Origin of the sequence: Pseudomonas sp. B34(2017) (assembly GCF_002112915.1) — a bacterium.
GTDB lineage: Bacteria > Pseudomonadota > Gammaproteobacteria > Pseudomonadales > Pseudomonadaceae > Aquipseudomonas > Aquipseudomonas pharyngis.
Genome location: NZ_NEJA01000008.1, coordinates 166,129 through 184,796 on the forward strand (window position 1 = coordinate 166,129; position 18,668 = coordinate 184,796).

At 61.7% G+C, this 18,668-nt stretch carries 18 protein-coding genes; 11 read left to right on the forward strand and 7 right to left on the reverse strand.

Features of this window, described 5'->3' with window-relative positions; all coding sequences use genetic code 11:
- Positions 1-327 precede the first annotated feature (327 nt).
- Both CAF80_RS24820 and CAF80_RS24825 read left to right on the forward strand, forming a co-directional pair.
- Positions 328-807: an Lrp/AsnC family transcriptional regulator gene (locus tag CAF80_RS24820; RefSeq protein ID WP_007909658.1), complete on the forward strand. Its 480-nt coding sequence runs from the start codon at positions 328-330 to the stop codon at positions 805-807.
- Between the two features lie 163 nt (positions 808-970).
- Positions 971-1,180: a DUF2788 domain-containing protein gene (locus tag CAF80_RS24825; protein ID WP_003228500.1), complete on the forward strand. Its 210-nt coding sequence runs from the start codon at positions 971-973 to the stop codon at positions 1,178-1,180.
- Here the strand turns inward: CAF80_RS24825 and CAF80_RS24830 are convergent.
- From CAF80_RS24830 to CAF80_RS24845, 4 genes are all read right to left on the reverse strand, one after another.
- Positions 1,175-1,810 (reverse strand): pseudouridine synthase, encoded by a 636-nt coding sequence (locus CAF80_RS24830; RefSeq protein WP_039771829.1) that lies wholly within the window; start codon positions 1,808-1,810, stop codon positions 1,175-1,177. The two genes, CAF80_RS24825 and CAF80_RS24830, sit on opposite strands and share 6 nt — an antisense overlap.
- A gap of 72 nt (positions 1,811-1,882) precedes the next feature.
- The gene (amn, locus tag CAF80_RS24835; protein WP_011336076.1) at positions 1,883-3,382 is read right to left on the reverse strand and encodes an AMP nucleosidase; all 1,500 of its coding nucleotides are present in this window, start codon (positions 3,380-3,382) and stop codon (positions 1,883-1,885) included.
- Between the two features lie 59 nt (positions 3,383-3,441).
- Complete coding sequence (locus CAF80_RS24840; RefSeq protein ID WP_039771830.1) at positions 3,442-5,091, reverse strand: acyl-CoA dehydrogenase family protein; 1,650 nt, start codon at positions 5,089-5,091, stop codon at positions 3,442-3,444.
- Positions 5,092-5,186: 95 nt separating this feature from the next.
- Complete coding sequence (locus tag CAF80_RS24845) at positions 5,187-7,535, reverse strand: hybrid sensor histidine kinase/response regulator (RefSeq protein ID WP_074691563.1); 2,349 nt, start codon at positions 7,533-7,535, stop codon at positions 5,187-5,189.
- A gap of 304 nt (positions 7,536-7,839) precedes the next feature.
- Here CAF80_RS24845 and CAF80_RS24850 point away from each other — a divergent pair, with 304 nt between their 5' ends.
- The 4 genes from CAF80_RS24850 to CAF80_RS24865 all read left to right on the forward strand — a co-directional run bounded on the left by CAF80_RS24850 (position 7,840) and on the right by CAF80_RS24865 (position 11,360).
- Complete coding sequence (locus CAF80_RS24850) at positions 7,840-8,637, forward strand: hydroxymethylpyrimidine/phosphomethylpyrimidine kinase (RefSeq protein WP_039771996.1); 798 nt, start codon at positions 7,840-7,842, stop codon at positions 8,635-8,637.
- 24 nt (positions 8,638-8,661) lie between these two features.
- The gene (gene thiE, locus CAF80_RS24855; RefSeq protein ID WP_074691565.1) at positions 8,662-9,285 is read left to right on the forward strand and encodes a thiamine phosphate synthase; all 624 of its coding nucleotides are present in this window, start codon (positions 8,662-8,664) and stop codon (positions 9,283-9,285) included.
- A gap of 10 nt (positions 9,286-9,295) precedes the next feature.
- A complete protein-coding gene (gene hemL, locus CAF80_RS24860; protein ID WP_064599654.1) occupies positions 9,296-10,579 on the forward strand; it encodes a glutamate-1-semialdehyde 2,1-aminomutase in 1,284 nt (427 codons plus the stop codon).
- A 226-nt stretch (positions 10,580-10,805) separates the two neighbouring features.
- Positions 10,806-11,360 (forward strand): tetratricopeptide repeat protein, encoded by a 555-nt coding sequence (locus CAF80_RS24865; RefSeq protein ID WP_003228518.1) that lies wholly within the window; start codon positions 10,806-10,808, stop codon positions 11,358-11,360.
- 98 nt (positions 11,361-11,458) lie between these two features.
- On the opposite strand, the gene CAF80_RS24870 is transcribed toward CAF80_RS24865, so the two are convergent.
- Positions 11,459-11,788 (reverse strand): DUF1820 family protein, encoded by a 330-nt coding sequence (locus tag CAF80_RS24870; RefSeq protein ID WP_007958692.1) that lies wholly within the window; start codon positions 11,786-11,788, stop codon positions 11,459-11,461.
- A 132-nt stretch (positions 11,789-11,920) separates the two neighbouring features.
- On the opposite strand from CAF80_RS24870, the gene miaB reads away from it, so the two are divergent.
- The 5 genes from miaB to lnt all read left to right on the forward strand — a co-directional run bounded on the left by miaB (position 11,921) and on the right by lnt (position 17,250).
- Positions 11,921-13,249 (forward strand): tRNA (N6-isopentenyl adenosine(37)-C2)-methylthiotransferase MiaB, encoded by a 1,329-nt coding sequence (miaB, locus tag CAF80_RS24875; protein ID WP_064382169.1) that lies wholly within the window; start codon positions 11,921-11,923, stop codon positions 13,247-13,249.
- 123 nt (positions 13,250-13,372) lie between these two features.
- The gene (locus CAF80_RS24880) at positions 13,373-14,377 is read left to right on the forward strand and encodes a PhoH family protein (protein WP_011336084.1); all 1,005 of its coding nucleotides are present in this window, start codon (positions 13,373-13,375) and stop codon (positions 14,375-14,377) included.
- A complete protein-coding gene (ybeY, locus tag CAF80_RS24885; RefSeq protein ID WP_007958682.1) occupies positions 14,370-14,864 on the forward strand; it encodes an rRNA maturation RNase YbeY in 495 nt (164 codons plus the stop codon). Before CAF80_RS24880 ends, ybeY begins: the two co-directional genes overlap by 8 nt.
- 5 nt (positions 14,865-14,869) lie before the next feature.
- Complete coding sequence (locus CAF80_RS24890) at positions 14,870-15,709, forward strand: HlyC/CorC family transporter (protein WP_007909641.1); 840 nt, start codon at positions 14,870-14,872, stop codon at positions 15,707-15,709.
- A 17-nt stretch (positions 15,710-15,726) separates the two neighbouring features.
- Positions 15,727-17,250, forward strand: a complete 1,524-nt coding sequence (gene lnt, locus CAF80_RS24895; RefSeq protein WP_085668076.1) for an apolipoprotein N-acyltransferase — start codon at positions 15,727-15,729, stop codon at positions 17,248-17,250.
- A gap of 35 nt (positions 17,251-17,285) precedes the next feature.
- Here the strand turns inward: lnt and CAF80_RS24900 are convergent, their stop codons facing one another.
- Together CAF80_RS24900 and CAF80_RS24905 are read right to left on the reverse strand one after the other, a co-directional pair.
- Positions 17,286-18,065, reverse strand: coding sequence for a YdcF family protein (locus tag CAF80_RS24900; protein WP_085668077.1), 780 nt, complete (start codon positions 18,063-18,065; stop codon positions 17,286-17,288).
- A gap of 105 nt (positions 18,066-18,170) precedes the next feature.
- Positions 18,171-18,494 carry a hypothetical protein gene (locus CAF80_RS24905; RefSeq protein WP_039771843.1) on the reverse strand — a complete coding sequence of 108 codons (324 nt, stop codon included), beginning with the start codon at positions 18,492-18,494 and terminating at the stop codon, positions 18,171-18,173.
- Positions 18,495-18,668: the final 174 nt, after the last annotated feature.

Here is an 18,668-nt window from a genome sequence, read left to right on the forward strand (position 1 = left end):
CGCGGGCAAGAAAAAAGGGAGACCCGTCGGCCTCCCTTCTAGAGAACTTCGTCCTGGCTCGACGCTTTTGACGTCGGCTCACCTCACGCCGTCTTCTGGACAGTGTGCAGCTCGGGGGCCGGCACAACCCCGGTGGGGGTGGCGGCCGCGGCGGGCCGGATTGGGCGGGCCGCAGTGGACTGTGTTACCGAGCAGTGATTCTGGTGATAAGAATAGGCTCGGAGCCGCGACAGATGATTGCGAAGATTGCTCAAATAAACATCACTTGCGCAATTTTTAACCCTGGATAGATAATCCGCCGCAATAGTTAAGACAAAGGACCGTTTGATGAGCAAACTCGACCGTTACGACCTGAGTATTTTGGCGGAATTGCAGCGCGACGCCCGCATCTCCAACCAGGAACTGGCCGAGCGCATCGGTCTGTCGCCCTCCCCGTGCTCGCGCCGGGTCAAGCAACTGGAGGATGACGGCTACATCTCCCGTCAGGTTGCCCTGCTCGATCGCAAGATGCTCGGCCTGAGCCTGACCGCCTACGTGCTGATCGGCATGGACCGGCACACGCCGGAGCGTTTCGAGAACTTCGAAGCGGCGATTCGCACGTTGCCGCAAGTGCTGGAGTGCAGCCTGGTGACTGGCGTGGATGCCGACTATCAGCTGAAAGTGGTGGTGCCGGACATGGATCACTACCAAAAGCTGCTGCTGGGGCATCTGACCCGGATCGAAGGCGTAACCAGCGTGCGCTCGAGTTTTGTGCTGAATCAGGTGCTCAACAGCACTGAATTGCCTCTCACGCATCTGCGTAGCTGATCAAGAGCTGCCCTCATCGGAACGCCGCCCGCCCAGCCCTCTCCCGGAGGGAGAGGGTTAGGGTGAGGGCCAGTCGTCGGATCAGACCCAGATCAATGCCACCCCGCCCCCCTTGGCGTATACTCGCCGCGCCCTTTTAGCCGCGTGCGTGCCGGAGAACCCGATGGATCCAGCAGTATTTGAAGAGTGGATGATGACTGGCCTTGTCAGCATCCTGATCATTTTCATGGGTTTCATCGTCTGGGATCTGGCGAAGAAGTCCAAGGCCGGGCGCTTCGGCTCGTTCATTCTGTTCTTCGTGCTGGGCCTGGGCGTGGCCGCGTTCATCATCAAGAGCGTGGTGATCGGCCTGATCGAATCCGGCGCCTTATAAACGCGCCGGCACTTCTTTCCACTGGCCCTGGTCGAGCCCTTCGATCGTCCAGTCACCAATCCTGACCCGCACCAGCCGCAACGTCGGCAGCCCCACCGCCGCCGTCATCCGCCGCACCTGACGGTTGCGTCCTTCGCGAATCACCAGTTCCAGCCAGGTTGTCGGTATGGTTGCGCGAAAGCGTACCGGTGGATTGCGCGGCCACAGCTCGGGCTCATCCAGTTGCCGCGCTTGCGCGGGCAAGGTCATGCCGTCATTCAGCTCGACGCCGTCACGCAGACGCTGCAACTGCTCGGCTGTCGGCACGCCTTCGACCTGCACCCAATAGGTTTTCGCCAGCTTGTGCTTGGGGTCGGCGATCCGCGCCTGCAACTGGCCATCGTTGGTCAGCAGCAGCAAACCTTCGCTGTCACGATCCAGCCGCCCGGCCGGATAGATGCCCGGAATGTCGATGTAATCCTTGAGCGTCGCCCGCCCTTCACCGTCGCTGAATTGCGTCAGCACATCGAACGGTTTGTTGAACAGGATCAGCTTCGGCTCGGCCGGTGGTGCCTTGGCGACACGGCGCGGGGCTGAAGAGGATGGCTTCACGCCGGGGCGGCGAGAAGGTGGACGTTGGGGACGGGACATGGGCAAAACAACATCTGGCGATCTGGGCTGACAATGCTAGTGCCCCGACCGCCAAATGACCACGACAAACCTTTAGCGGAACGGCGGCTCGTCGAAGCTGCGCAGTTTGCGCGAGTGCAGCGAATTGAGTTCGGTGCGCAGCAGATCCACCGCTTCGATGCCGATCTTCAAGTGCTGACTGACCGCACGTTCGTAAAACGCGTTGGCCGAACCCGGCAGCTTGATTTCACTGTGCAGCGGTTTGTCCGAAACGCACAGCAACGTGCCGTACGGCACTCGCAGGCGATAACCCTGGGCGGCGATGGTGCCGCTTTCCATGTCCACCGCCACGGCGCGGGACAGGTTGATCAGCGGTCGCTCCTGGGCCCAACGCAGTTCCCAGTTACGGTCGTCGTAGGTCAGCACGGTGCCGGTGCGCAGGCGCTTCTTCAGCTCTTCGCCCTTCTCGCCGGTGATATTGGCTGCCGCTTGTTGCAGCGCCAGTTGCACTTCGGCCAGCGCCGGAATCGGAATATTCGGTGGCACCACCCGGTCGAGAATCCCGTCGCGACGCATGTAAGCGTGAGCCAGCACGTAGTCGCCGATGGTCTGCGACTGACGCAGGCCGCCGCAGTGACCGATCATCAACCAGCAATGCGGACGCAACACGGCCAGGTGGTCAGTGATGTTCTTGGCGTTGGACGGGCCGACGCCGATGTTCACCAGAGTCACGCCATGGCCATCGCTGGCGATCAGGTGATAGGCCGGCATCTGGTAGCGGTGCCAGACCACGCCGGCGGCAATCGCCGAGGCTTCGCCGTGATCCATGCCTTTTTCGATGATCACGTTGCCCGGCAGCACCATGCGCACGAAGCGCGGGTCGCGGCGCAGTTGCTCCAGACCATGGACGATGAACTGGTCGACATAACGGTGGTAGTTGGTCAGCAGAATCCACGGCTGCACATGGCGCCAGTCGCTGCCGGTGTAATGCACCAGACGACGCAGCGAGAAGTCGACGCGGGCCGCATCGAACAGCGCCAATGGCAGTGGATCGGTGTTTTCCCAGTCGTAGAGGCCGTCGGCGATGCCATCGGTGGCGGCGGACAGGTCAGTACTCGGGAACACTCGCGCCAGCACGGCGGCAGTGACACCGGAGCCGGCCAGTTCATCGCCCTGCTCGACCACGTACGGGTACGGAATGTTCTGCCCGCTGACTCCGACTTCGACAGTCACGGTGAAGTCGTGCATCAGCGGCGTGAGCTGCTCGAGCAGGTATTTGCGAAACGCCTTCGGATGGGTAACGGTCACGCTGTAGGTGCCCGGCAACTGCACCTTGGCGTAGGCGCGGGTGGTCTGCGGGACTTCACCCTGGCAGTGGTAGGTCAGACGCAGTTCGGGATAACGGAACAGGGCACGTTGCTCGGCGTCGGGCTCGACGCGATCCTTGAGATAACGCTTGAGCGCCGAGTTCAGCGCCGTGGTGGCCCGCTCATGCAGCTCGGCGAGACGATCCACGGCCTGTTCGGCGGTTTGAACGACAATAAACGCTTCGGTCACGATCAGCTTCCTGTGTTCTGACTTGCAGAGCTTCATCTTGCCTGCATCGTGGCGTCACGGAAACAGTGGCGTTGTGGCTTTGTCGCGATCCCCCTTCAGAAACCTTGCGGTGTCGAGCGAGCGACGATTGCCTCGACATCCAGCCCACGCGGTAACGCGCCGTAGGCCCGACCGCCACCGCTCAGGCGACTGGCGATAAAAGCATCGCTGACCGCCGCATTCCCGGCCTCCAGCAGCAGCTTGGCTTGCAGTCCCAAAGCGATGTCTTCGGTCAATTGCCGAGCGCGGTACTGAATGTCGCTTGTGTCCTTGAACTGCGCCTGCAATTGCTGGATGTGCGTGGCCAGTCGCTTGTCGCCATGGCCGTCGCCCAACTCGCTGAACAACACGTCAAGCACACCCGGCTCTTTCGACAAGGCGCGCAACACATCGAGGCATTGCACGTTGCCAGAGCCTTCCCACGTCGAGTTCACCGGCGCTTCGCGGTACAGCCGCGGCAGGATGCTGTCTTCGACATACCCGGCGCCGCCCATACACTCGGCGGCTTCGTTGATCATCCCCGGCGCACGTTTGCAGATCCAGTATTTGCCCACCGCTGTCACCAGCCGGGCGAACTGCGCTTCATGGCGGTCGTCCAGATGATCCAGCGCCTTGCCCATGCGCAGGCTCAGAGCCAGCGCGGCTTCGCTTTCCAGCGCCAGATCGGCCAGCACGTTCTGCATCAGCGGTTGTTCGTTGAGCAGTTTGCCGCCGACCTTGCGATGGGCGCAGTGATGGCTGGCCTGGGTCAGCGCCTGACGCATCAGCGAACTGGAGCCGACCATGCAGTCGAAACGGGTCATGGCCACCATCTCGATGATGGTCGGCACCCCGCGTCCTTCCTCGCCGACCATCCACGCCAGCGCACCACGGAACTCAACTTCGCTGGAGGCGTTGGACTGGTTGCCGAGCTTGTTCTTCAGACGCTGGATATAGAACTGATTGCGCGTGTCGTCCGGGCGATGGCGCGGCAGCAGGAAACAGCTCAGACCCTTGTCGGTCTGCGCCAGCGTCAGAAACGCATCACACATCGGCGCCGAACAGAACCACTTGTGCCCCACCAGTTCATAAGCCTGGCCCGGGCCACTGGCGCCGACCGGATAAGCCTTGGTGGTGTTGGCGCGCACGTCGGTGCCGCCCTGTTTCTCGGTCATCGCCATGCCGATGGTCACGCCAGCCTTGTGGGCCATGCCCACATTGCGCGGGTCGTATTCGGTGGCGAGGATTTTCGGCAGCCATTGCTCAGCCAGATTCGGCTGCAAACGCATCGCCGGCACACTGGCGAAAGTCATGGTCAGCGGGCAACCGCTGCCGGCCTCGGCCTGGCTGTGCAAATAGGTCATGGAGGCGCGGGCAACATGGGCGCCGTCCTGTGGATGAGCCCAGGGCAACGACGTCAAGCCATGTTCGATGGCCGTGCGCATCAGCTCGTGATACGCCGGATGAAACTCCACCAGGTCGATGCGATGACCGTAGCGGTCATGGCTGGCGAACACCGGTTTGTTCTGGTTGGCGAGGAACCCGGCCTCCATCAACGGGCCGCCGGCCAAGGCGCCGTAAGCGTCGATCCGCGACTCGGCCCAGCCGGCGCCGAACCGCCGCGACCACTCCTGCAACGGCAGGTCGATGCGGTAGAGGTTGGTGCCGTCCAGCGACGGTGGCTGGTTGGTGACTTCGTGGGTTTCGGCGAACTGATGCAGGTTCATGACGGGGCTCCTTGATCGGCCAGAGCTTCAGTTAAGCACCGCCCCGGAACCGATCAAAGTGTCATATCGGCCTAAATACCGGCGCTTTCACCCTGTCAGCAACTCAACACCCGCCGCTGCATCGCCACCTGCAGATCCTCGAATTTCACCGGTTTGCTCAGGTAGTCGATCGAGCCGCCCGACGCGCAATGCTCGCGATCCGCCCCCAGCGCGATCATGAACACCGGCAAATGGGCGCATCCCGGCAGGTCACGGATCTGGCAACACAGCGATGCCCCGTCGAGCGGCGGTAACTGGCAGTCGATCAGCACCGCATCGAAGCGCTCGCGCTGCAAACAGTCGAGCGCCGTCGCGCCGTGGTCGGCAGTGCGCACCCGAAATCCGAGCTTGAGCAACATGCCGCGCATCACCAGTTGGTTGACGCTGTTGTCGTCCACCAGCAGCACGGTGCAATCCTGCGGCGCGCGCACAGTGTCACGGCTGAACGCGGGCACGGCTTCCACTTCCGGCAACTCAAACTCGACATCCAGTTGAAAACGGCTGCCGCGCCCCGGCTCGGAGCGGTGTGTGAGCTTGCCACCGAGCAATTCCACCAATTGACGGCAGATCGCCAGACCGACGCCCAGCCCGCCGTATTCGCGGGTCATCGAACCGTCGAGCTGGAAGAACCGCTGATACATCGTCGCCTCGCCCAGATCGGTAAAACCGATGCCGGTGTCGATCACCGCAAAGGACAACGCCAGGCGATTGTCCGTCGATGGCTTGCCGGTGACCCGCAACGCCAGACCGCCGACCCGGGTGAATTTGATCGCGTTATCCAGCAGGCACTCCAGGCATTGCGCGAGTTTGGCGCTGTCGCCATGCAGGCGATCCGGCAGGGTCGGCAGCACGTCGACCTTGAAGTCCAGCGACTTGCTCGAAGCGTTGCTATCGAACTGCATCCGCAACGCCTCGACCACCCCGCGCAGGCTGAAACTGCCAGGCGTGGCCTTGAGCTTGCCGGCCTGCAATTCGGTCAGGGTCAGGATGCCGTTGACCATGCGCATCATGTCCCGCGCCGAACCGGCGGCGGTCTGCTGGTATTGCTCCAGTTCCGGATCGAGTTCGACGGTCTGCATCAGCTCCAGCGAACCGATCACCCCGTTCATCGGCGTGCGCAGTTCGTGGGTCAGAGTCGCGAGGAATTCATCCTTGAGCTTGTTGCTGTGGGCCAGTTGCTGGTTCAGCACTTCAAGTTTCTGGCCGGCGTCGAACAGGGTCTGCGCCTGTTGTTCGCGCATGGCGTTGATGCGGTCGGCCAGCGCCAGCGACAGCAGCGCCACTTCGATGGCTGAACCGATCTGGCTGGCGTACATGGTCAGGAACACATTTGGCAGCAGGCCCAGCACCATCATGGTGTTGACGATGCCGCCGATCAGGAATGCCGACCAGGCAATGATGAAATAACGCGCCACCCGCAGGCCACGCCACCAGGCCAGGATCCCGGCGGCGAAGATCACCACGGTGAAGGTCAGGGCCAGGGTCGTCGCCAGACGCAGGGCCAGGCCATAACTGGTCATCAACGACAGACCGATCACCACGGCGCCAAAAACAATCAGGGCGATCAACAGACGATCGAGCCAACGGCTGTGGTTCTTCGTCTGCAGGAAACTGCGGGCGAACTGGCTGCCGAACAACCCCGCACATCCGATGAAGAACGGCGTGGCGGCGTTGGCCCACCATGGATTGTCCGGCCAGAAATACTCGACCGCCGCGCCGTTGACCGACAGCTGATAGAGGCCGAACGAGGCGATATAGAAGATGTAATAGAGGTAACTGGTGTCGCGCACGCTGAGGTAGATGAACAGGTTGTAAACCAGCATCCCCAGCAGCACGCCATAAATGATCCCCAGCACGTACAGGCGCACCGGCTGGTCTTCAAGGTACGCGGTGCTCGACCACAACGTCACCGGCGCCTGGATCGAACCTTCGCTGGACAACCGCAGATAAACGGTTCGTTGCTGATCCGGCTTGAACGCCAGGTCGAACAGGTAATTGTTCTGACGGATCTCGCGACTGGCGAACGGCAAGGCGTCCCCGGTCTGCCGCACCAGACGGTAGTCACCGGCCGCATCGGGCAGATACAGATCGAGATGATCGAGCGGCGGATACGCCAGTTCCAGCAGCCAGCTGCGTTGCGCCGACGGGTTGGTCGGGCGGTAATGCAGGTCGATCTTCAGCCAGAACGCCGAGCGCGAATAACCGGCATTGAGCGTGGCTTTGTCATGGGGTTTGAAGTTTCCGGCGGCGACTTGCGCGCGGACGTCGGCAATGCTCGCCTGACCGCTCGGGTCTTCGAACACTTGCAGGGATCGACCCAGCGGGAGGCTCTGGGTGAACTCGTCGAACTCGACGGCGCTTGCCAGGAGGGGCAAGCAGAACAGCAACATCAACAAATAGCGCATTGAAGCCCCAGCGTGGCTTGGCCGGTTGTGTCAGGAAGCCCCCCATTCCCTTTGAGATGACGTAAAACCGGTATTACCTGTTATTGGTTTGGATCCACTCTAGCATAGCCGTTGATGGCCATTGAGCACCATGGAAATTTTTCCTACAAAGGCTCTAGAACGGGCGTTCCAGAGCAAAACACCGGACTAGAGCTGTTGGCTCGGTCAGATTGTGACAAGCGCTGTGGATCTCGCTACCCGTGTTATCGGCCGCGCACTGCGCCACAACACCCGGAAAACAGGTTTGGTGGTAAGCTCGCGCACCATGAATATCTACAGCTCACGCCCCGTTGTCCTCTGTCTCTCCGGCCACGACCCCAGTGGTGGCGCCGGCCTGCAGGCAGATATCGAAGCCCTGCTCGCTCAGGGTTGCCATGCGGCTCCGGCCGTCACCGCCCTGACCGTGCAAGACACCGTCAACGTCACTGACTTTCGCGTCCTCGACCGTGAGTGGGTACTGGCCCAGGCCAATGCCGTGCTCAACGACTCCGAAGTCGCGGCGGTGAAACTGGGCATGCTCGGTTCCCTGGAAATGGTCGACACCGTCGTCGAACTGCTTCAGGCGCACCCGCACTTGCCAGTGGTCTGCGACCCGGTGCTGCGTGCCGGCGGCGGCGGACGCCTGGGCAAGGACGAAGTCGGCTACGCCATGCGCGAACGCCTGCTGCCGCTGTCGATCATCGCCACCCCCAACCTTCCCGAAGCCCGGATCCTTGCCGAACTGCCGGAAGGCACCGCGGACGAGTGCGCTGAAAAACTCCTGCCGTTCATCAAGAACCTGCTGATCACCGGCGGTCACGGCGACGAAACCGAAATCCACAACCGCCTGTACAGCCGCGACGGCCTGCGCGAAACCTTCAAGTGCCAGCGCCTGCCCGGCAGCTATCACGGTTCCGGCTGCACCCTGGCCAGCACCCTCGCCGGCCGCCTGGCACTGGGCGAAAACCTCGCCAGCGCGGTGCGTACTGCGCTGGATTACACCTGGCGCACCCTGCGCGATGCCGAACAGCTGGGCAAAGGCCAGTTCGTGCCGCGTCGTCTGCCGCTGGATTTCTGTTCCTGATGTTTCGAGCCTGAGGTCTGCGCGATGAAACTACGTGGCCTGTATGCCATCACCGACAGCCAGTTGCTGGCCGGCAAGTTTCTGTCCTACGTGGAGGCGGCGCTGGAAGGCGGCGTCACCCTGCTGCAATACCGCGACAAGACCAGCGACGAGGCCCGCCGTCTGCGTGAGGCCGAAGCCCTGCGCGATCTGTGCGAGCGCTACAAGACGCAACTGATCATCAACGATGATGCCGAACTGGCCGCGCGCCTGAACGTCGGCGTGCACCTTGGCCAGACCGACGGCCCGCTGTCGCCGACCCGCGCCCTGCTCGGTTCCAAGGCGATCATCGGTTCGACCTGCCACGCGCAGCTTGAACTGGCCGAACAGGCCGCCAAGGAAGGTGCGAGTTACGTCGCCTTCGGTCGCTTCTTCAATTCCAGTACCAAACCCGGTGCACCGAGTTGCAGCCTCGATCTGCTCGACGAGGCCAAACGCACCCTGCACCTGCCGATCTGCGCGATCGGCGGCATCACCCTCGACAACGCTGCGCCACTGGTGGCCCACGGTGTCGATCTGCTGGCCGTGGTCCATGGCCTGTTCGGCGCCGACAGCAGCGCCGAAGTGACCCGCCGCGCCCGCGCCTTCAATGAATTACTAAAAGTCTGAGAGCCCGATCATGTCTCGTTCCGAAACCCTGTTTGCCAACGCCCAGAAACACATTCCCGGTGGCGTGAACTCGCCGGTTCGCGCGTTCAAGAGCGTTGGCGGCACGCCGCTGTTCTTCAAGCACGCCGAAGGCGCCTACGTCACTGACGAAGACGACAAGCGTTATGTGGATTACGTCGGCTCCTGGGGTCCGATGATCCTCGGCCACAGCCACCCGGACGTGCTGGATGCGGTGCGCAACCAGTTGCAACACGGCCTGTCCTACGGCGCGCCGACCGCGATGGAAACCGAGATGGCCGATCTGGTCTGCTCGCTGGTGCCATCGATGGAGATGGTGCGCATGGTCAGCTCCGGCACCGAAGCGACCATGAGTGCGATCCGTCTGGCCCGTGGTTTCACCGGCCGTGACAGCATCATCAAGTTCGAAGGCTGCTACCACGGCCACTCCGACAGTCTGCTGGTCAAGGCCGGTTCCGGCGCACTGACCCAGGGCGTACCGAGTTCGGCCGGTGTGCCGGCAGCGTTCGCCAAACACACCCTGACCCTGCCGTTCAACGACATCGACGCGGTTGAAAAAATGCTCGCCGAAGTCGGTCAGGACGTGGCGTGCATCATCGTCGAGCCAGTGGCCGGCAACATGAACTGCGTACCGCCGGCGCCGGGTTTCCTCGAAGGCCTGCGCAGCCTGTGCGACAAGCACGGCGTGGTGCTGATTTTCGACGAAGTGATGACCGGTTTCCGCGTCGCCCTCGGCGGCGCCCAGGCTTACTACGGCGTAACCCCCGACCTGACCACCTTCGGCAAGATCATCGGTGGCGGCATGCCGGTCGGCTGTTTCGGCGGCAAACGCTCGATCATGGAACGCATCGCACCGCTGGGCCCGGTCTATCAGGCAGGCACCTTGTCGGGTAACCCACTGGCGATGGCCGCCGGCCTGACCACCCTGCGCCTGATCAGCCGTCCGGGTTTCCACGCCGAACTGACCGATTACACCACGCGCCTGCTCGACGGCCTGCAACAGCGCGCCGATGCCGCCGGCATTCCGTTCGTGACCACCCAGGCGGGCGGCATGTTCGGTCTGTACTTCAGCGGTGCCGACGACATTGTTACTTTTGAAGACGTGATGGCCAGCGATGCAGCGCTGTTCGGCCGCTTCTTCCACCTGATGCTGGAAGGTGGCGTGTACCTGGCACCGAGCGCCTTCGAAGCCGGTTTCACCTCGATCGCCCATGGCGAAGCCGAGCTGAAACTGACCCTCGACGCCGCCGAACGCGCCTTCGCCAAGTTGAAGTAAAACGCCCCGCCGCTGACGTTGGCCATTGCCAGCGTCAGCGTTCTCCTACATCCGCACGCCTTTTCCGACACGCCTGCCAAAAATCTCCCATAAAGTGGGCGATATATTTCCCGCGCAGCAGAAAATCGAGTAAAGACTTTGTAAGGATGGCCCTGCTTATTTCATAATGCGCGCTTATTGGATCCCTCGACGGGTCCGCGCGCCCTTCAGAGGTAAGTCGATTCCCATGAACCGCACCGGCCGCACCCTTGCCTTGGGCTGCCTGTTGCTCCTTCAGCCGCTGCTCGCACATGCACAAGCAGGCGGCAACTCGTTGTTGATCCCGGCGATGGGTCGCTGCACCCTCAATACTCAGCCGCAAGATGTCACGCAGGCACTCGCCGCCTGCCAAAAGGCAGCGGATGAGGGGGATGCGCAAGCGCAATACGAGTTGGGTGAGTTCTACTACGACGGCAAGAATGCGCCGCGCGACCTCAATCAAGCCCTGAGCTATTTCGAAAAGGCCTCGCTGCAAGGTCACGCCCAGGCGCAATTCAAGCTCGGCACCATGTTCTTCCACGGTGAAGGCGTGCAGGCCAACAACATTCAGGCTTATATCGTGCTGAAGATGGCCGCGGTCAACGGCGCCGAAGACGCGCTAGACACCGCCGACGAAGTGTCTGAAAAGATGTCCCGCGAAGACCTGGAAACCGCGACCCAGGTGCTCGGGCAAATTTTCCGTAAATACCTGATGGAACTGCAGAGCGCCGACGGGCGTACGCCGTTCTCGCCCCTGCCCTGACTAACGATAGTTCCCGCGCTTTTCGTCACCGACGCGGAACGTCGAAGGCGGCATTCCCACGCAGAGCATGGGAACGATCACTTCCATAAAACCCGGTTTTACTTCTCGGGCATCGGCACCGGAAACGGCATCACATTGCCAACACCGCCACGGGCTTCGCTGATCTTTGGCGTCCCCAGTCGCTCGACTTCATCGATGCGCACGATCGAGTGCATCGGCACAAAGCTGCGCACCACGCCTTCGAACTGCGCCTTGAGCTTTTCTTCGCTCGGGTCGACGACCACTTGCGTGCGCTCGCCAAAGACGAACTCTTCCACTTCCAGGAAACCCCACAGATCACTTTGATAGATCTGCTTGGCGTACATTTCGAACACCTGGCCCTGGTTGAGGAAAATCACCTTGTAGATTGGAGCTTCGCGTTTGGTCATGGCGGGCGGACGACATCGGGGTAAAAATGAGGGCGCGAACTATAGCATAGCCACCGGACGCGCAGCGGTAGGAACCTGGGGACATGTTCCCTATAATGCGCGGTTCTTTGAACCACGTGACGACCCTATTCCATGGCCAAGAAGCTTTACATCGAAACCCACGGTTGCCAGATGAACGAGTACGACAGCTCGCGCATGGTCGATCTGCTGGGCGAACACCAGGCCCTGGAAGTCACGGCGCGCGCCGAAGATGCCGACGTGATCCTGCTCAACACCTGCTCGATCCGCGAACGCGCCCAGGACCGGGTGTATTCCCAGCTCGGCCGCTGGCGCGAACTGAAACTGGCCAACCCGGACATGGTGATCGCCGTCGGCGGTTGCGTGGCCAGCCAGGAAGGCGCGGCGATCCGTGATCGCGCGCCGTACGTCGACGTGGTGTTCGGCCCGCAGACCCTGCACCGTCTGCCGGAAATGATCGACGCCGCGCGCATCAGCAAGCTGCCGCAAGTCGACGTCTCGTTCCCGGAAATCGAAAAATTCGACCATCTGCCCGAGCCGCGCATCGACGGCCCGAGCGCCTATGTGTCAGTGATGGAAGGCTGCAGCAAGTACTGCACCTTCTGCGTGGTGCCTTACACCCGCGGCGAAGAAGTCAGCCGGCCGTTCGACGACGTGATCGCCGAAATCATTCACCTGGCCGAGAACGGTGTGCGTGAAGTGACCCTGCTGGGGCAGAACGTCAACGGTTATCGCGGGCTGACCCACGACGGTCGCCTGGCGGATCTGGCGGAACTGATCCGCGTGGTCGCGGCGGTCGACGGCATCGACCGCATCCGCTACACCACCTCGCACCCGCTGGAATTCTCCGACAGCCTGATCCAGGCCCACGCCGAAGTGCCGGAACTGGTCAAGCATCTGCACTTGCCGGTGCAGTCGGGTTCGGACCGGATCCTGGCCGCGATGAAGCGCAACCACACGGCGCTGGAATACAAATCCAAGCTGCGCAAATTGCGCGCCGCCGTACCGGGGATCTGCATCAGTTCGGACTTCATCGTCGGCTTCCCGGGGGAAACCGAGAAAGATTTCGAACAGACCATGAAGCTGATTGCCGACGTCGGTTTCGACTTTTCCTACTCGTTTGTCTATAGCCAGCGCCCGGGCACCCCGGCCGCCGATCTGGCCGACGACACCCCGGAAGAACTGAAGAAAGAACGTCTGAACGCCTTGCAGCATCGCTTGAACCAGCAAGGGTTCGAGATCAGCCGACAAATGGTCGGCTCGATCCAGCGGATTCTGGTGACCGATTATTCGAAGAAAGACCCGGGCGAGCTGCAAGGGCGCACCGAGAATAACCGTATCGTCAACTTCCGCTGCGATAATCCGACCCTGATCGGCCAGTTCGCCGACGTCCACATCGACGCGGCGCAACCGCACTCGCTGCGCGGCTCGCTGATCCAGTAACACCGCAAGGAGACCCCGCCAGACGGCTGAATCGATGCAAGGCTTTTTAAGAGCTTTCGCACCCACGCCGCTGGCGTTATCCTTGATTTCATCCTAATTGCCCCAGGGCGGCTAAATACGACCTTGAACGCACCCATCGAACCACATCGTTTTATCCTCGAGCCCTTTGAGGCTCGCCGCTTCGCCAATCTGTGCGGGCAGTTCGACGAGCACCTGCGGCTGATCGAACAGCGCCTGGCCATCGAGATCCGCAACCGCGGCAATCAGTTCGAGCTGATCGGCGAACCCAAGCACACCACTTCCGCGGAAAACCTGATTCGCCGCCTGTACCGGGAAACCAAGGGTTCAGAGCTGTCGCCGGATACGGTGCACCTGTTCCTCCAGGAATCGGCCGTCGAGCAACTGGACAACCACGCCCCCGCCGAAGCCTCCGTCGCCCTGCGCACCAAGAAGGGCATGATTCGCCCACGCGGCCTGAATCAGCTGCGCTATGTGAAAGAAATCCTTGGCAACGACATCAACTTCGGCATCGGCCCGGCCGGTACCGGCAAGACCTATCTGGCCGTGGCCTGCGCCGTCGATGCCCTGGAGCGCGAGCAGATCCGCCGCATTCTGCTGGTGCGTCCGGCGGTCGAAGCGGGTGAAAAACTCGGCTTCCTGCCCGGCGACCTGTCGCAGAAGATCGACCCTTACCTGCGCCCGCTCTACGACGCGCTCTATGAAATGCTCGGTTTCGAATACGTGGCCAAGCTGATCGAACGTCAGGTGATCGAAGTCGCGCCGCTGGCCTACATGCGCGGTCGCACGCTGAACAACAGCTTCATCATTCTCGATGAGAGCCAGAACACCACCGTCGAACAGATGAAGATGTTCCTGACCCGGATCGGTTTCGGCTCCACTGCCGTGATTACCGGCGACATCACCCAGGTCGACCTGCCGCGCGGCACCAAATCCGGACTTCATCACGTCATCGAAGTCCTGAAAGATGTGCCGGGCATCAGCTTCACCCACTTCCAGCCCAAAGACGTGGTGCGCCATCCATTGGTGCAACGCATCGTCGAAGCCTACGAGCGCTTCGAGACGCGCTTGGCCGACGAAGCGCCAAAGGACACTCGCCACGATGCTTGAGCTTGACCTGCAAATCGCGACCGAAGCGTCTGCGCCGACCGAAGCCGAGTTCCGCCAATGGTGCGAACTGGCCCTGCGCCAGCGCACAGCCGACTCGGAAATGACCATTCGTCTGGTCGACGAGGAAGAAGGCCGCGAACTGAATCACACCTGGCGGCACAAGGATTACGCGACCAACGTCCTGTCCTTTCCCGCCGAAGTGCCTGACGAGTTTCTCGACATTCCATTGCTGGGCGATCTGGTGATCTGCGTGGCCGTGGTCGAGCGCGAAGCTGCCGAACAGGGCAAGGAACTAAAGGCCCACTGGGCACATCTGGTCATTCACGGCTGCTTGCATCTGCTGGGTTACGACCATATAGATGACGAGGAAGCCGAGGAAATGGAAGCACTGGAACGCGAGTTGCTTGCCGAACTGGGTTATCCCGATCCGTACGCGGACGACGAAACCGAAACATCCCCTACTGTTACGACAAAGGATTCAGAGTAATCGCTATGAGCGAAGATCGATCGAGCAACGGGCAAAAGTCATGGCTGGGTAAACTGACCCAGGCTTTTGCCCACGAGCCGAAGAACCGCCAGGAGCTGCTTGAGCTGCTGCGCGATGCACATCAGAACAAACTGCTGGACAGCGAAGCGCTGGCCATCGTCGAAGGCGCCATCCAGGTGGCTGACCTGCAGGTTCGCGACATCATGGTGCCGCGCTCGCAGATGATCAGCATCAAGGCGACCCAGACACCCCGCGAATTCCTCCCCGCCGTGGTCGACTCGGCCCACTCGCGCTACCCGGTCATCGGCGAAAGCCATGACGACGTGATGGGCGTGCTGCTGGCCAAGGATCTGCTGCCACTGATCCTCAAGGAGAACGGCGACAGCTTCAACATCAAGGACCTGCTGCGCCCGGCCACCTTCGTGCCGGAGTCCAAGCGCCTGAACGTGTTGCTGCGTGAATTCCGCGCCAACCACAACCACATGGCCATCGTCATCGACGAATACGGCGGTGTGGCCGGTCTGGTGACCATCGAAGACGTGCTCGAGCAGATCGTCGGCGACATCGAAGACGAGCACGACGTCGAAGAAGACAGCTACATCAAGCCGCTGCCCAGCGGTGACTTCCTGATCAAGGCCCTGACGCCGATCGAGAACTTCAACGAGTTCTTCGACAGCGAATTCTCCGACGACGAGTTCGACACCGTCGGCGGGCTGGTGATGAGCGCGTTCGGGCACTTGCCAAAACGCAACGAAATCACTGAAATCGGCGCCTATCGTTTCCGCATCCTGAACGCCGACAGCCGTCGGATTCATTTGCTGCGACTGACCCCAATCGCCCGGTAAAAAATCTAAGGATTGAAATGCGCTGGACAACCCGCCCCGGCTGGCCCGGTAACCTGCTGGCCGTGGCGGCCGGTGCAATCACCACCTTCGCTCTGGCACCGTTCGATCTCTGGCCGCTGGCGTTGCTGGCGGTCGGCCTGTTCTATGCCGGCCTGCGCGAGCTGAGCCCGCGACAGGCCCTGGGCCGTGGCTGGTGCTTCGGTTTCGGCCTGTTTGGCGCCGGCACCAGCTGGATCTATTACAGCATCCACCACTTCGGCGGCGCTTCGGTGCTGCTGGCCGGTTTCCTGATGCTGATCTTCACGGCGGCCATTGCCTGGTTCTTCGCCCTTCCCGCCTGGCTGTGGGCGCGCTGGTTGCGGCGTAACGAAGCGCCGGTGGCCGACGCCCTGGCGTTTGCGGCATTGTGGGTCGGCCAGGAAGCTTTCCGTGGCTGGTTCCTCACCGGTTTCCCGTGGCTGTATTCCGGTTACAGCCAGCTCGACGGCCCGCTGGCCGGGCTCGCGCCCGTGGGCGGCATGTGGCTGGTGTCGTTCGTCCTGGCACTGACCGCTGCACTGATCTACAACGCACCGCGCCTGCTGCAAACCCGCCGCAAAGGCTTCATCGCCGCCGGCCTGGTATTGCTGATCGGGCCATGGGCAGCGGGCATTGCACTCAAGGGTCATGCCTGGACCAGCCCGGCCGGCGCGCCGCTGACCGTTGCTGCGATTCAGGGCAACGTCGCGCAAAGCATGAAATGGGACCCGGCCGAGCTCAATGCGCAGCTGGCGCTGTACCGCGACCTGAGTTTCCGCTCCAAACCGGTCGACCTGTTGATCTGGCCGGAAACCGCAGTGCCGGTGCTCAAGGAGTCCGCCGAGGGCTACCTGACCATGATGGGCAACTTCGCCGCCGAGCGTAAATCAGCGCTGATCACTGGCGTGCCGATCCGCGAAGTGGTCCGTCACGAAAAACGCTTCTTCAACGGCATCACCGTGGTCGGCGAAGGCGACGGTACTTATCTGAAACAGAAGCTGGTGCCGTTCGGCGAATACGTACCGTTGCAGGACATCCTGCGCGGGCTGATCGCGTTCTTCGACCTGCCAATGTCCGACTTCGCCCGCGGCCCTGCCGATCAGGCCCTGTTGCAGGCCAAGGGATATCAGATCGCGCCGTTCATCTGCTACGAAGTGGTCTACCCGGAATTCGCCGCGGGCCTGGCGGCACGCAGTGATCTGCTGCTGACGATCAGCAATGACACCTGGTTCGGTACGTCCATCGGCCCGTTGCAGCATCTGCAAATGGCGCAGATGCGTGCGCTTGAAGCCGGACGCTGGATGATTCGCGCGACCAACAACGGCGTGACCGGGTTGATCAATCCGTTCGGCCAGATCACCGAGCGAATTCCGCAGTTCGAACAGGGCGTGCTGTACGGCGAAGTGGTGCCGATGCACAACCTGACGCCGTATCTGCAATGGCGCTCGTGGCCGCTGATCATCCTGTGCGTGGTGCTGTTCGGCTGGGCGCTGATGACCAACCGGATGTCCAAGACACTCTGAAAACCCGCTCACTCCCGCGTCCTGCGCGGGAGTGATCACTCGGCTCTGTCATTCCCTCGGTAGAACAGCGAATAACCGATCTGCCCCACCGCCTCGTTCATCAACTGCCCGCTCTGCCAGATCGACTTGAACTCCGGCAGCCAGCCGCCAAACGGTCGCGCATTGTCCGTGCCGAGGAAACCGACCGGTGCCGGCACCACTTCGAATCCGGCCTGTTGATAACTCCACACCGCTCGCGGCATGTGCCAGGCCTGGGTCACCAGCACGATGCGTTTGACGCCTTCCGGCAACAGCACTTTGGCGCTGAATTCGGCGTTCTCCCACGTGGTGCGGCTCTCCCCTTCCTGCCAGCGCACCGTCACACCGAAATCATCGCGCAACGAGTCGGCCATCAATTTGGCTTCAGTCGGCGGCGTACCGTAATGCAGGCCACCGCTGGTCAGAATCGGCAACCCCGACGCCTTGGCCAGTCGCGCCGCGTAACGTTGGCGCTCCAGTCCAACACCGGTCGGCTGATCTTCGCCCCAGGCCAGATCGCCGCGCTCGCGGCCGGAGCCCAGCACCACAATCGCATCGGCGCGCTGCGCCAGGTTTGCCCATGCTTCCCGGGCCAGCGGCGGCTCACGTTCCAGAGCTTTGGCGCCCCACTGCACGACCACCGGCAGACTCATTAGCAAAAAGCCGCCAAAACCCAGGGCAAAACACAGCCCGGCCAGTCGCGGCCGCGAGCGACGCAGCCACCAGGCCGCCAGCAACAGCAGCAAAAGAAGGCCTGGCGGCAATAGAAGTTGTTTAATGAAATAACGAAAAGGCATCGAGCATCTCCAGAGATGCCCGAAGCCTAAGTGGGTTGATACAGCGCGACAACCAGTAGGGTCGGATCCCGTTGAAAAAGATCCGCTTTTTGACCTGCCATGCGTTTACTTGGCCTGCAGAGTCCGCACTTTGACGGCGTCTCTGCCGGGTGCCTTGTCCTTGAGCCAGATGACCTTGGCCGAATGGGCAGCATCGAGCTGTTTCACTGCTTGTGACAGGTATCCGTGGGTTTCACGCTCACTGCGATCCAGATAGGCCTTGACCAGTTTGAACTCGGCGGGACTCAAGCCACGCAATTCCAGCTCCAGGGGGCGCTCGTCGCGCAGCCTTCCAGCGGTTTTTGCCGCGTCCAGGGCCATCCCAAGACGATCGATCAACCGCTCGTACAACTCGGGTTTGGTAACGTTTTTTTGCTGTGACTCCACCATCCCTCACCTCATTGAAGATAAGACTCACTCCCCAGTTAGAGCTTAGCTTCGCTGCACAAACCGGCTGCGTGCCGCGACCAACGGCCCTCGCCGCAATTTCGGCCGGTCAAACGGCTGCAATCAGGGTTTCCCTAGGCCAAGCGCGGTCATGTATGCTACGGCGCTTCCTGTAAC

What these genes read in the sequence shown, in the direction of transcription:
- CAF80_RS24820 (WP_007909658.1), top strand. Translation starts at nt 328, where the DNA reads ATGAGCAAACTCGACCGTTACGACCTGAGTATTTTGGCGGAATTGCAG.
- CAF80_RS24825 (WP_003228500.1), top strand. Translation starts at nt 971, where the DNA reads ATGGATCCAGCAGTATTTGAAGAGTGGATGATGACTGGCCTTGTCAGC.
- CAF80_RS24830 (WP_039771829.1), bottom strand. Translation starts at nt 1,810, where the DNA reads ATGTCCCGTCCCCAACGTCCACCTTCTCGCCGCCCCGGCGTGAAGCCA.
- amn (WP_011336076.1), bottom strand. Translation starts at nt 3,382, where the DNA reads ATGAAGCTCTGCAAGTCAGAACACAGGAAGCTGATCGTGACCGAAGCG.
- CAF80_RS24840 (WP_039771830.1), bottom strand. Translation starts at nt 5,091, where the DNA reads ATGAACCTGCATCAGTTCGCCGAAACCCACGAAGTCACCAACCAGCCA.
- CAF80_RS24845 (WP_074691563.1), bottom strand. Translation starts at nt 7,535, where the DNA reads ATGCGCTATTTGTTGATGTTGCTGTTCTGCTTGCCCCTCCTGGCAAGC.
- CAF80_RS24850 (WP_039771996.1), top strand. Translation starts at nt 7,840, where the DNA reads ATGAATATCTACAGCTCACGCCCCGTTGTCCTCTGTCTCTCCGGCCAC.
- thiE (WP_074691565.1), top strand. Translation starts at nt 8,662, where the DNA reads ATGAAACTACGTGGCCTGTATGCCATCACCGACAGCCAGTTGCTGGCC.
- hemL (WP_064599654.1), top strand. Translation starts at nt 9,296, where the DNA reads ATGTCTCGTTCCGAAACCCTGTTTGCCAACGCCCAGAAACACATTCCC.
- CAF80_RS24865 (WP_003228518.1), top strand. Translation starts at nt 10,806, where the DNA reads ATGAACCGCACCGGCCGCACCCTTGCCTTGGGCTGCCTGTTGCTCCTT.
- CAF80_RS24870 (WP_007958692.1), bottom strand. Translation starts at nt 11,788, where the DNA reads ATGACCAAACGCGAAGCTCCAATCTACAAGGTGATTTTCCTCAACCAG.
- miaB (WP_064382169.1), top strand. Translation starts at nt 11,921, where the DNA reads ATGGCCAAGAAGCTTTACATCGAAACCCACGGTTGCCAGATGAACGAG.
- ybeY (WP_007958682.1), top strand. Translation starts at nt 14,370, where the DNA reads ATGCTTGAGCTTGACCTGCAAATCGCGACCGAAGCGTCTGCGCCGACC.
- CAF80_RS24890 (WP_007909641.1), top strand. Translation starts at nt 14,870, where the DNA reads ATGAGCGAAGATCGATCGAGCAACGGGCAAAAGTCATGGCTGGGTAAA.
- lnt (WP_085668076.1), top strand. Translation starts at nt 15,727, where the DNA reads ATGCGCTGGACAACCCGCCCCGGCTGGCCCGGTAACCTGCTGGCCGTG.
- CAF80_RS24900 (WP_085668077.1), bottom strand. Translation starts at nt 18,065, where the DNA reads ATGCCTTTTCGTTATTTCATTAAACAACTTCTATTGCCGCCAGGCCTT.
- CAF80_RS24905 (WP_039771843.1), bottom strand. Translation starts at nt 18,494, where the DNA reads ATGGTGGAGTCACAGCAAAAAAACGTTACCAAACCCGAGTTGTACGAG.